The sequence below is a fragment of the Acinetobacter sp. 226 genome (genome assembly GCF_048147925.1).
Classification (GTDB): domain Bacteria; phylum Pseudomonadota; class Gammaproteobacteria; order Pseudomonadales; family Moraxellaceae; genus Acinetobacter; species Acinetobacter pecorum.
In genome coordinates, this window is record NZ_JAYWYX010000006.1 from 41550 (window position 1) to 55392 (window position 13843).

The window sequence follows — 13843 nt, forward strand, 5'->3', positions numbered from 1 at the left end:
TTATATCAGTCATAAGCTCTGCATGCTTTCGGATATAGGTCAGTACCCTGATCTGCTAAGCTGTTTCCATGCTGAACATGAGTTAAAATAATGAATGCACAATCCCCATATTTAAATCAGTCTCCTGTCGATATTGCCCAGAAACTTGCTGAAAATTTTGCTTTGACTGCCGCAGAGCGGGACAAACAGGGGGGGAATCCCAAAGCCGAGCGTGACCTGATTCGCCAGAGTGGCTTGCTTGGCCTGTCCATTCCAAAACAGTATGGCGGTCAGGAGGCAGATTGGCAGACCATTTTTAAAACCATTCAAATTATGGCCCAAGTGGACAGTTCACTGGCGCATGTCTATGGCTTTCACCATTTGCTGATTGCGACCGTGCAATTATTTTCCCAAGCGGAACAATATGGCCCGTGGTTTGAACAGACGGCCCAAAATAATCTGTTCTGGGGTAATACTCTAAATCCGCTGGACCGTCGCACCACAGCCACAAAAGTTTCAGAAAACGAATATATTTTTCATGGAGATAAAAGCTTCTGCTCAGGTTCGATCGATTCAGATATGTTGCTGTGTTCAGGCTATAACGATGCCGGAAAATTGCTGATTGGTGTGATTCCTACCCAACGCAAAGGAGTAAGTTTTCTGGGCGACTGGAACAATATGGGCCAACGCCAGACCGACAGTGGTACCAGTCACTTTGAGCAGGTCAAAATTCATGAAAATGAACTGCTGTTAAATCCAGGTCCACTGAGTACGCCGTATTCCAGCCTACGGCCTTTGATTGCTCAACTGATTTTCGTGCATCTATTTTTGGGCGTGGCAGAAGGGGCATTTGAAACTGCCAGACAGGGTGTACAAACTCAAAAAGCCTGGTCCAAATCACTGGCAGAAGATGCGGTGAATGATCCTTTTATCCAGAAGCATTTTGCCGAGTTCTATGTACAACTAGAAGGTGTACGCTTACTGGCAGATAAAGCAGTTCAGGCTTTACAGGCAGCTTGGGAGCTTGGGAATGATTTAAGTGCCGAACAGCGCGGTGAAGTCTCGGTTGCCATTGCCACAGCCAAAATTGCCGCAACCAATACCTCTCTCTATATTACCCAGAATATTTTCCAGGTGATGGGTGCGCGGGCTACCACGGCCAAGCTCAATCTGGACCGTTACTGGCGCAATGTCCGCACCCAGACCTTGCATGATCCGATCGATTATAAGTATCAGGAAGTGGGGGAATGGGTGCTGACCGGGAAAGTGCCTGATCCAAGCTTTTATTCCTGATCTGAAAATAAAACAGCCTCTTTATCGGAGGCTGTTTTATTCGGGATGAAAAAGTTTGGTTTTAAATTTGCTTAAACGCTTCAATCGCTCTTACACGAGAGGCTTTTAAATCCACAATCGGTTTTGGATAATCCAGTGCAAGATCCGGATTTTTGGCATAAGGTTCATGAATAAATTTAGCATCCAGATGCCCCAGTTCCGGCACCCAGCGGCGAATATAATCCCCATTCGGATCAAACTTCTGTGACTGGCTGACCGGATTAAAAATCCGGAAATAGGGCACGGCATCCATGCCGGTCGAAGCACACCATTGCCAGCCGCCATTGTTCGCTGCCAGATCACCATCAATCAGCTGCTGCATGAACCATCTTTCTCCCAGACGCCAGTCTATCAGCAGGTTTTTACACAGGAACATCGCAGTAATCATGCGCACCCGGTTATGCATCCAGCCAGTGGCTCGCATTTGCCGCATGCCAGCATCGACAATCGGAATCCCGGTTTGTCCTTGTTGCCAGGCAGCCAAATCATCTGGTGCATTGCGCCACTGGATTTTATCGGTATTTTCCTTAAAAGGCCGATGTCTGGATACACGGGGAAAATCAAACAGGGTATGCAGATAAAATTCGCGCCAGAGCAGTTCATCTAGCCAAGTCTGCTGACCGATATTATCAATCTGGAAATATCCGTCCTTAAACAGGGTCTGCATACATTGACGGATCGAGAGAATACCGATATTCAGATATGGTGACAGGCGGCTGGTACCATCGACTGCAGGTAGATCTCGCTCAGTTTTATAGTGAGCCATTTTCTCCCCGATAAAATCATCGAGCAGCTCAAAGGCAGCTTGATCTTTTGCAGGCCAGAGCTGGGCAGCATGATCGACCTCATAATCAGCCGCAAATTTTTGCAGATCAAAGCTGGTCAGCTGAGCGGGTAATTCAAACGGATCTTGAGGCTGAATGGCAGGATAGCAGCCCGGTATATTCTGAATCAGTCGTTCATAGCACTTTTTCTTGAACGCGCTATAGACCTGATAGGGCTGATTGGACTGATTGCGGATACTGGTCAGTGGAAACAGGCTGCGATCATGATACAGCTCGACCCGGATCTGCTGCTGTTCCAGCATCTGCTGTACCTGTGCATCACGTTGCATTTCATTCACGCCCACTTCAATATTGGCATGTAGCGTATCAATCTGCAGTTTTTGGCACAGGCTTCGCATTTCGGCAGGCAGGTCTTGCCATAAGGGAATATTTAAAATGATTAATGGAATATTCAGCTGCGTTAACTGCTGCTTTAAGACGTCGAGGCGGCGCAGATAAAAATCGATTTTAATCCGGGCATCCTGATGCAGCTTCCATTGTTCGGGAGAGAGCACCACTACTGCTATACAGGTACCTTGCTGGGTGGCATGCCAGAGCGCGGCATGATCATGAATGCGGAGGTCTTGACGAAACCAGATCAGTTGCATTGTTAAAATTCTTGGAAAGTCGTTAGTGCAGAATTTTAAGGAATTGATGGTTTTAAACCTAGCCAGACAACAATTTTATCACATAAAAAATCCCCCAAGCCGAGCCTTGAGGGAGGGAGGGAGTCTGCTGAGATTTATTGGAATAATTATACGGGCTCAGCTTCTTCTTGCTGCACAGGCATTGCCTGTTGTGCTTCAAGCTCACGAACCAAAGGCAATACCTTCTGGCCAAAATATTCGACTTCTTCAATAAAATGCAAGAAGCCTGACAGAATCAAATCAACGCCCACTTTTTTCAGTTCAATAATCCGTTCAGCAATCTGCTGCGGTGTCCCGATCAGATTGGTGCGGAACCCGTCATTGTATTGCACCAGATCTTCAAAGGTGGATTGGGCCCAGTTGCCTTCGCCTTCCTGACTTGCTGCGCCAGCTTCACGGGTCGCTTCACTAAAAGATTTCACCGCCTGCACATTGGCCTTGCTAATAATTTCCTGCAATACAGCCTGCGCTTCTTCTTCGCTATCTCGTGCAATCACAAAGGCATTTACACCAATTTTCACCGAGTGATGATTTGCCTTGGCTTTTTTACGAATATCATCGATCTGTTTTTTCAGCTCTTCCGGGGTATTGCCATTGGTGAAGTACCAGTCAGATACACGGGATGCCATATCACGTGCTGCCCGGGAACTGCCGCCCTGAAAGATTTCTATATGAGGCTTCTGTAATGGTTTAGGACTCAAGGTATAGTCTTTGAATTGATAATATTTACCTTCAAAATTAAAGTTGTTCTGGGTCCAGACTCCTTTCAGGCTACGGATAAACTCTTCCGAACGGGCATAACGCTCGTCATGTTCCGGCCATTCTTCACCAATCGCATCAAACTCACCGCGGAACCAGCCACTGACCACATTGATCGCGATCCGGCCATTGCTCAGATGGTCAATCGTCGCCAGTTGTTTGGCGGCCAGTGCTGGCTTCCACGGACCCGGTAGAATCGCGGCAATGACTTTCAGGCGTTCAGTTTTGGCCAGAATGCCATGACTGAAGCTCACCGATTCATGCTGGTTTTCTGCGTTATAGCCGGCAGTAAAACGGATCTGGGTCAGAGCATAATCAAAGCCTGCCTGTTCAGCTGTTTGTGCCAGACGCACGTTATAGTCATAGCTCCAGTCGGTGCGCTGCTCGATGTTACTGACCACCAGCCCACCACTGACATTCGGCACCCAATAGGCAAATACGATATTTTTATCATTCGACATGCTGATTACCCTCTGCGTGCATATTTAAGCCACTTGAGCCTTTGGTGCTTTCTTGCTGTGTAAACGCGATTCTGCTGCATCCAGGCTAGGTACCACTGCAGATGGTAATACTTCTTCCTGTTCAATCTGCTTGTTAATGCCCAGATTTTGACTGGCCTGAATGGTTTTTTCTTTAATCACTTCAGCACGCTGTCCTTTGGCAGGTGCCCATTCCAGAATAGGTAATGCCCGCGCCACAGCCAGGGTAATCCGGTCACGTAGCAATTCACTGTGAATGGTATATTCAGGGGTGAAATCGCGGTCGGTGGCATAAACACCAATCGGCAAAGTCTGCGCCTGAAAGAAGCTGAATAAAGGACGCAGTTGATGTTCAAGCACCAAGGCATGACGGTCACTGCCGCCAGAAGCTGCTAACAATACTGGCACATCGACCAGTGCCGTTTGCTCGACAAAGTCAAAGAAATGCTTGAACAGGCCGGTAAATGAAGCGCGGTAAACCGGGGTGCCGACAATCAGCGCATCTGCGGCTTCTACGGCTGCCAGATCATCCTGAATGCGTTGTGGCAGTTGATTGCGGTAAATCGCGCCGCCTAGCAGTGAACCAATTTCACTAAATTTAATAAAATGTACATTGATCGGTGTGGCTTCCCCCAGTTTATCCAGAATCGCCTGAACCAGGGCTTCGGTTTTTGAAGGATGATTTAAACCGCCAGATACGGCCACAATATTTAAGGGTTTTTGCGCATTAAAATTAGACATATTTAGAACCTGAAAATAGGGTTAATCTCGGAATGTCCTTATTAATCCTGATTCAGCGCAGGACTGTAAAATAACGAAAAGCAGAAAAGTTATCTGATTTTTTGATATACAAAAAAAGCCTGATTTATAAGTAAAAAATATTTAATAAACCTATGATATTTATACTTATATTGAATAAATATAAGCTTTTTCAGTGAGGAATAAGATATATATAAAAAAGTGATGAGAATTAAATAATTATTGAAATACTGCAAAAATGGGCAGTTTAAAAAGAAAAACTGCATATTATTTTAAAAATAATAGTGTCTTGCATATCCTTAAACCGGGTTGTGTGGTTAGAATAGGGCCTACCGTGCCAAGATCTTTCTCACGTTGCCTATGAATATTTTAATCGTTGATGATCATCCACTATTTCGTCATGCCCTGATTCAGGCTGTACGTTATAGTCTGCCCCAAGCCCAGATTCATGAAACTGCGGCAGTCAATGAATTTTATGAACGTCTAGAAAATGGCCCTGAGCCTGATCTTGTACTCTTGGATTTAAACCTGCCGGGCGCATCCGGGTTTTCTGCCTTGGTGCATGTTCGCGCACAGTATCCGTCTTTACCGATTATCGTCGTGTCTGCGCATGAAGAAGTCAGCATCATCCAGCGCGCTATTGCGCATGGTGCGATGGGCTATATTCCTAAATCTGCCCACCCAAGCCATATTGGTGAAGCGATTCGCGAAGTACTGGAAGGTGAAATCTGGTTACCACCCAATCTGTCGGCCAATATGAACTTTGATCCGCGTGCTGCCGATGAAACGGCTTTGGCCGAACGGATCCAGTCTTTGACACCGCAACAGTTCCGGGTGTTGATGATGGTAGCTGAAGGTTTATTGAACAAGCAGATTGCTTATGAACTGGATGTATCCGAAGCCACCATTAAAGCCCATGTCACGGCAATTTTCCGTAAGCTGGGTGTACAGAACCGGACGCAAGCAGTATTGGCCATTAATGCGCTGAATATTGAAGACCGCAAAATGTAGGCTTCTGCTATTCGAATTGAAGAAGACCTCATTGGAGGTCTTTTTTATGGAAAAAATTAAGTGAAAAGATATAAAGATATTAGGCGATATAATCCTGTTTGCGGGTAAAATCATCACAAAACAGTGGGTTTAAGGCACATTGCAGTTCATCAATCTGCTCTTCGGTGACATAACCTTTGGATTTTAGATATTCTGCCACGCGATCATCACGCAGACTCAGGAAGGTCGCGTCATATACTCCCAGATCTACAAACAGTGCCGCGGTTTCCAGACTGTTGAAACGGTCCAGATAAACTTCATTGTCATACATCAGGAAGATGTGATCGTCCGGTGCAGTCGGGTCAACATGTAAACGCTGCGCCAGCTCATGTGGGCAAGTTTTGATAAATAACAGATCGGACAGCTCGTCGAACTGGCTGGTATCCAGGCAATCTTCTTCATTTTTGACCTTGCCCAGCCACGCTTTAAATACCAGTACTGCACCACCACGCAGTAGCATGCTCCAGATCTGATGTCGGGTTGCTGCCGGGAGATCCCTGGCTTCAACTTCAAGAGACTGAATTAATTTATCTTCCTGTTCAGCAATCTTTTCAAATAAACCCAGACCTTGTGGCTTGTAGGCATAAGGTTCAAAGACATCAAAATGTAATTCATCAAAGACTTGCAGTGCCAGCGGGACTGCACTCTGATACAGCGTTTCCAGTGCCTGATACTGGGCATCATTCAGCTTGCTGTATTTAAAAATTTGTGTCCAGTCAATGTTTGGCAATAAGGCATTGGCACCATATTGACGGTGAAACTGCTGAGTCTGATTCAAGTCATGGTTTTGATCTATGTTCATGTGAAGAACTCCGATATACAGAAAAATAGATCAGCTGCCAAAGGAATCAAGGCATGTATATGAGATGGAAACTGATCGTTTCTTTTCCTCTATTTTTAAAGCCAAGTGCAGGGGATAAAACATACGACTAAAGTTATAGGAATAAAAAATCGATCTTTAATTTTTATAAAAAACATCAGCATAAATAATTGTAACTAAGTGTACACATGACCATTAATACATTCGTCAGTTTTTGCCATAGTGAATTGAAAAATGATCATTTTGGTCAATTTATTGAGCGATATTTTCGGAGTTTTTACTGCTTTTAGCACATTGGAATAAATTTTATGCAATTAAAGTAATTCTATGTAGCAGATGAGTATAAAAAATGCCCATTTCAGGAGCTGAAATGGGCATTGATCGCGGTCAAAATCTGCTCAGGTGTCAGAAATTTTCAGTCCGGATAGCCAAGAACGTAACGAGGCCGGTTTTAGCGGCTTTTTCAGCAGAACAATGTTCAGCTCTTTGAGACGCTGTGGCAGTTCCGGATCGGAATCGGCCGTAATCAGGGCGACCGGAATATCGCTACGCCGATGTTCCAGAATAAAATCCAGACCAATTTTGTCTTGGTTAAGATGTTGATCTATCAACCAGACCTGAATATTTTCCTGTTCAATCAGCTGCTGTGCCTGTTCCGGTTCAGTAGCCTTGAAGACCTGATAGCCCCATTTACTTAATAAGGTGGACATGCCTTCGAGGATGGTTTCATCATTGTCCAGACACAGAATCCTAAAAGCTTTGCTCTTTAAAGGAACAGTCTGGATTGGTGCTGCCACAACTTTCGGTGCTTCAACCACAGGTACTTCAATCATAAAGCAGGAGCCTTTACCCAACTCGGAGAAGACATATACCGGATAGTCCAGCATGCTGGTCATACGCTGTACGATCGCCAAGCCTAAACCAAGCCCCTGTTCACCCCAAGGCGAGGTATGGCCGCAACGTTCGAATTCCTGAAACAGCTTGATGCGCTGTTCTTCAGCAATCCCCGGTCCGGTATCCCAGACGCCAATGCGGATATGATCTGGCTTGCTACCCGAACGTAACACGCCGACCACGACTTTACCTTTTGCGGTATAACGCAGGGCATTACTGACAAAGTTCTGGATAATGCGGCGAATCCATTGCGGATCGGTATCAATCCAGAACTGCACATCATGCACACTGAACTGGATGCCACGCTGTGCAGCAATCGATTTGAACTGGAGTTCCAGATCGCGCAGCAGGTCATGCAGCGGATAAGCCTGACGTTTAGGCTGAATGGTGCCGCCTTCCAGTCGGGCAATGTCCAGTAGGGCCGACAGCATGCTTTCGGCACCATGCAAGGCACGATCCAGTTGCTGCAAGGTCTTGCGGTCTTCGTCATTCTGTACACTTTGTTCAAGTGCGGTACTGAACAGTCGCGCAGCATGCATCGGCTGCAACAGGTCATGACTGGCGGCGGCAATGAAGCGGCTTTTTGACATATTGGCCTTATCTGCCTGTTCCCGTGCCAGTTGCTGCTCGGACAGGGCATCGGCGAGCTGCTGGGTACGGTCCTGAACCCGCGCTTCAAGTACGGCTTCATTTTCACGGAAAGCGGTAATATCGGCAAAAGTAGTAACGAAACCGCCCCCTTCAATCGGATTACCGCGCATCTGAATCACCCGGCCATCTTTACGAATCCGTTCAAATTCATGGGCACTACCGACCTGCATCCAGTGAATCCGCTTACGGACATGTTCTTCCACCGAACCCGGACCACATTCACCACGTTCAGCGTTATAACGAATCAAGTCGGCGATCGGACAACCGACATAGACAATATCAGTGGGATAATCAAACAGTTTCAGATACTGATTGTTCCAGGCCACCAGACACATGTTTTCATCGACCACGCTGACCCCTTGGGTCATGTGATCAATCATGGTCATGATCAGGTTCTGGTTAAAGCGTTGCCATTGTGAGGCCTGATCGAGAATATTGGCGACCTGACCCAAGGCCAGACCATTGTTGACCATGGCGGTAGTAAGCAGGGTACGTGCTGAAGCTGCCCCGATGGTTCCGGCCAGATACTGTTCAGTAAAACGCCACCACATACCATTGGCACTGCTGTTTTCATTCAGCTCAACGCTGTTTTGGGTACAGAACTGCTGGAAAGCACGTGTGGTTGGGCCTTCACCAGTAATTCGTTTGGCCAGGGTAATCAGGTCACCGACTTTTAAACGTGCGACATCCTGATGGGAATAGCTGACTTCGGTAGAAGGACTCTGTGAGGGTAAGGGCTTGGTTTCATAATAGAAGAAACTTTCCGCCTGAATCTGCTCGGCCACACTTGGACGGAAGATACGGGAAATCCAGATATACAGCAGGGTGTTTAAACCCAGCGCCCAGACCACCCCATGCGTCAGTGGGTCAAAAGATTCAAAACCGATCAGGGCTTCTGGTCGTAACCAGTTCCAGCCAAAAGGACCATGAGTGAGCAGGCTTTGGCTGAAGCCTTTATAGGCTTCAGGCAGGCTGCGCAAAATGGTTGGAAACAGCAAAGTATAGGCCCACAGGGCAAAACCAGTTAACAGTCCGGCATATACGCCCTGTTTACTGCCACCGCGCCAGTACAGGCCGCCAATCAGGGCAGGAGCGAATTGTGCCACCGCACTAAACGCCAGCAGGCCAAAAACCGAGAGCTGATCAATATCATTGAAGAAGTTGAAGAACAGAAAGCCCATCAACATTACACCCAGAATGCAGACCCGGCGGGTAAATTTCAGTACCAATGGTAAGCGCTTGTCATGCCGTGAAATCAGTTTTAAGCGCCATAATGCCGGCATAATCAGGTCATTGCTGAGCATGATCGACAGGGCTACGGAAGACACCAGTAGCATGCCGGTAGAGGCAGAAAAACCGCCCAAGAAGGCGAGTAAAGTGAGCCAGTCCTGATTATAGCTGAGTGGTAAAGACAGTACGGCTACATCCGGAATGGCCAGATATTGGGGTGCTGCATGCAATGCCCAGCTGGCAATTGGAATAATCGCCAGGGTAGTTAAAATCAAATAAACTGCGAACCAGCGCCGTGCACCGCGGATATGTTTTTCATCGCGCAGTTCCACCACCGCCACATGGAATTGGCGTGGCAGGCAGATAATTGCCAGTGCCGCCAGAAGGGTCTGAATCCAGAAGCTTTGTGGTACGCCAAACAGTTGCACCTCACGAAAAGTGGTGCTGATATCATGACTGATCTGTGCCATATTTCCTGGTGCTTCAAACATGAAGAAACAGGCCACAGCCAGTAAGGCAAAGAGCTTTACAAACGACTCAAATGCTACAGCCAGCATCAGACCGCCATGCTGTTCAGTATTGGCAATCTGACGGGTACCAAACATCATCGCCAGTATTGCCAGAACCCCGGTCAGAAACAGTACGCCATTGGTCGTGCCGGTTACACCTGCGGAAGGCTCCAGAATGACGGCGGCACTCAGGGCAATCGCACGTAACTGTAAGGCCAGATAAGGCACAATCGCCACCACCGCCAGAATGGTCACCAGCGAGGCGAGGGGGCCACTTTTACCATAGCGGGCAGCGACAAAGTCTGCGATTGAAGAAATAGCATGATGCTGCCGAACCCGTCCCAGACGGCGCCAGATGTCATAGCCGACAGCAACAAAGAGCAGCGGACCCAGATAGATCGGCAGGAAAATAATGCCTTCACGTACCGCAGCACCCGTGGCGCCGTAAAAGGTCCAGGAGGAGCAGTACACTCCTAAAGTTAAACTAAACAATAGCATGCGCCCACGGGTACTCAGCCGGCTGGCATGTTTTTCCCCGTAGAAAGCGCAGATAAAGAGTAATGCGATATAGAGGGCGAGTACCCCTATGATGAGCCAACTGTTCATATAGCCTGATGTGTACTGAGCATGCCGCTATGATAACGCATCGTGAACGCTACAGTTTAAATTGATCATTTTTTAACGACCAAAGTCTAAATTACAAGCACCTACGATTATTGTTAACTTGCAACAGTGATAATTCGAATTAAAAAATAGGCAGCCCAAGGTTGGGCTACAGGAGTAGTAATTATGGATGAGGTACAAGTAGATCGTATTCTACAAAATCCAAAATTCAAGGAAATGGTCCGCAAGAAAAGTATGCTCAGCTGGACGTTGACCGGCATTATGCTATTTGTCTATGTGGGTTTCATGTTGCTGGTTGGTTACAACAAAGAATTTCTATTGTCTTCAATTTCAGGTGGTGTGACCACGTGGGGTATTCCACTTGGTCTGGGTATCATTGTCCTGTCGTTTATCTTGTGTGGTGTGTATTCCTACATTGCCAATAACAAACTTGATCAATTGACTGAAGAAGCAATCCGTGAAGTCGAAGCGATTGCGCATGAAAAAGGACACCACTAAGATGAAATGGAATTCTCTTATTGCCCTGGCGACCACGATAGTGGCTTCAGGCGTTGCATTGGCTGGTCCTGATCTGGGTGCAGCAGAACAGCAGGCGACCAACTGGCACGCGATTATCATGTTTGTGATTTTCGTAGGTGCTACGCTGTTTATTACTAAATGGGCAGCGAAACAAACCACCAATACCAAAGACTTCTATACTGCCGGTGGCGGTATTTCCGGTTTTCAGAATGGCCTGGCGATTGCCGGTGACTATATGTCAGCCGCATCTTTCCTGGGTATTTCCGCGATGGTGTTCCTGTCCGGTTTTGATGGCTTGCTTTATTCACTGGGTTTCATGGTGGGCTGGCCGATCGTATTGTTCCTGGTGGCAGAACGTCTGCGTAACCTGGGTAAATACAACCTGTCAGACGTAGTGTCTTTCCGTCTACAGGAAAAACCGGTACGTACCTTGGCTGCTTTAAGCTCGCTGGTTGTGGTCGCGTTCTACCTGATTGCACAGATGGTGGGTGCAGGTCAGCTGATCAAACTGCTGTTCGGTCTTAACTATAATATTGCAGTGGTCATTGTGGGCTTGTTAATGATGGCCTACGTAATGTTCGGCGGCATGTTGGCGACCACTTGGGTACAGATTATCAAGGCGGTGATGTTATTGTCTGGTGCAACCTTTATGGCATTTATGGTCATGAAAGGTGTAGGCTTCAGCTTTACCAACATGTTTGAACAGGCCATTGATGTCTATGCAAAAGTGCATGACTTGAGCCTGGCAGATGCGACCAAGATCATGGGGCCAGGTAGTCTGGCGTCTAACCCGATTGATGCGATCTCTTTGGGTCTGGCATTGATGTTTGGTACGGCAGGTCTTCCACATATCCTGATGCGTTTCTTCACGGTAAAAGATGCGAAAGAAGCACGTAAATCAGTAGTGGTAGCAACAGGCTTTATTGGTTACTTCTACCTGCTGACCTTCATCATTGGTTTCGGTGCGATCCTGTATGTATCGAATAACCCGCAATTCCTTGATGTTGCGAAAATGGCAGTGACTGGCAAGCTGGAGCTGGTCGGTGGTAATAACATGGCGGCGGTTCACCTGTCTGATGCAGTCGGTGGTGACCTGTTCATGGGCTTTATTTCTGCAGTTGCATTTGCCACGATTCTTGCAGTGGTTGCAGGCTTGACTCTGTCAGGTGCCTCGGCTATTTCGCATGACTTGTATGCCAACGTCCTGAAGAAAGGCCAGACTACGCCTGCCTCTGAACTACGTATGTCTAAGATTGCGACTTTAGGTCTTGCGATCTTCGCGATGATTCTCGGGATTCTGTTCGAGAAACAGAACGTAGCCTTCATGGTAGGTCTGGCGTTCTCGGTTGCAGCATGTGCCAACTTCCCGGTACTGGTATTGTCCATGTTCTGGAAAGGTTTGACGACACGTGGTGCCGTGATTGGCGGTGTGGCAGGTCTGGTGACTGCTGTAACCTTGATTGTACTGTCTAAAGCAGTATGGGTAGATACTTTGGGTATTTCCGATACACCAGTGAATCCGTTCAATGGCCCAGCAATCTTCGCGATGCCATTGTCATTCTTCTGCTGCTGGTTGTTCTCTGTGACGGATAGCTCGGCACAGGCTCAGGCAGAACGCAAAGCCTTTGATGCCCAGTTTGTACGTTCACAAACCGGTCTTGGTATCTCCGGCGCATCGGATCACTAAGATTGGCGTTACACAAAAAAAGTCCCGTGAGGGGCTTTTTTTATGGGGGCATGATTATATTTCTTGTTAAAAGAAGTCCCGTATTGGAATGGATGAGCCAGATTTCTATAGTGTGCTATTTCAGTAATTTTCATACAAATCGCATATCTGCAAGCTGGTTTGAACATGCTATGTTAACGCTGCTTATAACAACAATGCGTTCCCTGCATGACAATAGCAACTAGAAGGTCATTATGAAGCAAACTTTACAGCAGTTCTGGAACAGCTTTACACAGCTGCCTTCTGCATGGCTGTTATGTCTGCAATTGCTGATCCTGATCTTGTCCGTTTTAAGTTATGAAAGTGTGTCTTACCGGGCGGGAACCTGGGTGCTTGGTGTGCTGGTATTACTGGTGATTGCTCGGGTCATTCGCCAGACCCCGATGTTTACTATTCTTGGACTCAGCTTTGTCGCCGGCGCGATTTTATTTTCCTCCCTGATTGTACTGGGGCTGCGTTATACCTGGATCCATGTTACCGCCAACCTGTTTGAAGCCGGGGCTTATTTCAGTGCAGCCTATGGCCTGCTGCGTTATATGTTTCATGATCGCTATCTGACCAAAGATGAACTCTTTGCTGCTGGTGCAGTATTTACCTTGCTGGCCTGGGGCTTTGCCTTCCTTTACAGTATTTGCCAGCTTCTGGTGCCCTACAGTTTTTCGGATCCTGACCTGCACGCCTATCAGCCTTGGCCGGACCTGCTTTTTCTCAGTTTCAGTGTACAGTCTGCAACAGGACTGTCCGATATGATGCCGGTCAGTCCGGTCGCCCGGATGCTGGCCATTGTCCAGATGTTTGTCGGGGTGATGTATCTGGCGCTGATTGTGTCACGCTTAATTGCCTTGCAATATATCTCGCGCCTGCCGCATAAAAATAACGTCAAAGACAGAGAGCACCCATCTGAACACTAAACCTTATATTTTTTATTTTATTTGTTACAGGAACTTAACGGCTTTATTTTTTCTAACCTCCTAAAATAACAGCAGATCTTGCTCTCATAGACTGAATCTGTTCCCGTATTTTAACTTTCTTAATAATTAT

Annotated in this window: 10 protein-coding genes; 5 read left to right on the forward strand and 5 right to left on the reverse strand. The window is 47.0% G+C overall.

Annotation, left to right across the window (positions count from 1 at the left end; translation table 11 throughout):
• Nucleotides 1–90: 90 nt before the first annotated feature.
• Complete coding sequence (locus tag VXP95_RS03820) at nucleotides 91–1272, forward strand: acyl-CoA dehydrogenase family protein (protein ID WP_416711460.1); 1182 nt, start codon at nucleotides 91–93, stop codon at nucleotides 1270–1272.
• A 61-nt stretch (nucleotides 1273–1333) separates the two neighbouring features.
• Here VXP95_RS03820 and phrB read toward each other — a convergent pair whose 3' ends face one another.
• The 3 genes from phrB to msuE all read right to left on the reverse strand — a co-directional run bounded on the left by phrB (nucleotide 1334) and on the right by msuE (nucleotide 4761).
• On the reverse strand, nucleotides 1334–2743 hold the full coding sequence (gene phrB, locus VXP95_RS03825) for a deoxyribodipyrimidine photo-lyase (protein ID WP_416711462.1): 1410 nt from the start codon (nucleotides 2741–2743) through the stop codon (nucleotides 1334–1336).
• 146 nt (nucleotides 2744–2889) lie between these two features.
• Complete coding sequence (sfnG, locus tag VXP95_RS03830) at nucleotides 2890–4002, reverse strand: dimethylsulfone monooxygenase SfnG (RefSeq protein ID WP_416711463.1); 1113 nt, start codon at nucleotides 4000–4002, stop codon at nucleotides 2890–2892.
• A gap of 24 nt (nucleotides 4003–4026) precedes the next feature.
• Complete coding sequence (msuE, locus tag VXP95_RS03835; RefSeq protein WP_064102621.1) at nucleotides 4027–4761, reverse strand: FMN reductase; 735 nt, start codon at nucleotides 4759–4761, stop codon at nucleotides 4027–4029.
• A 378-nt stretch (nucleotides 4762–5139) separates the two neighbouring features.
• Here msuE and VXP95_RS03840 point away from each other — a divergent pair, with 378 nt between their 5' ends.
• Nucleotides 5140–5790, forward strand: coding sequence for a response regulator (locus VXP95_RS03840; RefSeq protein ID WP_064095039.1), 651 nt, complete (start codon nucleotides 5140–5142; stop codon nucleotides 5788–5790).
• Between the two features lie 79 nt (nucleotides 5791–5869).
• Here the strand turns inward: VXP95_RS03840 and VXP95_RS03845 are convergent, their stop codons facing one another.
• Together VXP95_RS03845 and VXP95_RS03850 are read right to left on the reverse strand one after the other, a co-directional pair.
• A complete protein-coding gene (locus tag VXP95_RS03845) occupies nucleotides 5870–6631 on the reverse strand; it encodes a hypothetical protein (protein ID WP_416681421.1) in 762 nt (253 codons plus the stop codon).
• A gap of 416 nt (nucleotides 6632–7047) precedes the next feature.
• Nucleotides 7048–10539 carry a PAS-domain containing protein gene (locus tag VXP95_RS03850; protein ID WP_416681418.1) on the reverse strand — a complete coding sequence of 1164 codons (3492 nt, stop codon included), beginning with the start codon at nucleotides 10537–10539 and terminating at the stop codon, nucleotides 7048–7050.
• A gap of 183 nt (nucleotides 10540–10722) precedes the next feature.
• On the opposite strand from VXP95_RS03850, the gene VXP95_RS03855 reads away from it, so the two are divergent.
• The 3 genes from VXP95_RS03855 to VXP95_RS03865 all read left to right on the forward strand — a co-directional run bounded on the left by VXP95_RS03855 (nucleotide 10723) and on the right by VXP95_RS03865 (nucleotide 13713).
• The gene (locus VXP95_RS03855; RefSeq protein ID WP_004281374.1) at nucleotides 10723–11055 is read left to right on the forward strand and encodes a DUF485 domain-containing protein; all 333 of its coding nucleotides are present in this window, start codon (nucleotides 10723–10725) and stop codon (nucleotides 11053–11055) included.
• Between the two features lies 1 nt (nucleotide 11056).
• Entirely contained in the window at nucleotides 11057–12763 is a 1707-nt protein-coding gene (locus VXP95_RS03860) for a cation acetate symporter (RefSeq protein WP_416681415.1), read from the forward strand.
• Between the two features lie 233 nt (nucleotides 12764–12996).
• Complete coding sequence (locus tag VXP95_RS03865; RefSeq protein ID WP_416711465.1) at nucleotides 12997–13713, forward strand: ion channel; 717 nt, start codon at nucleotides 12997–12999, stop codon at nucleotides 13711–13713.
• Nucleotides 13714–13843 lie beyond the last annotated feature (130 nt).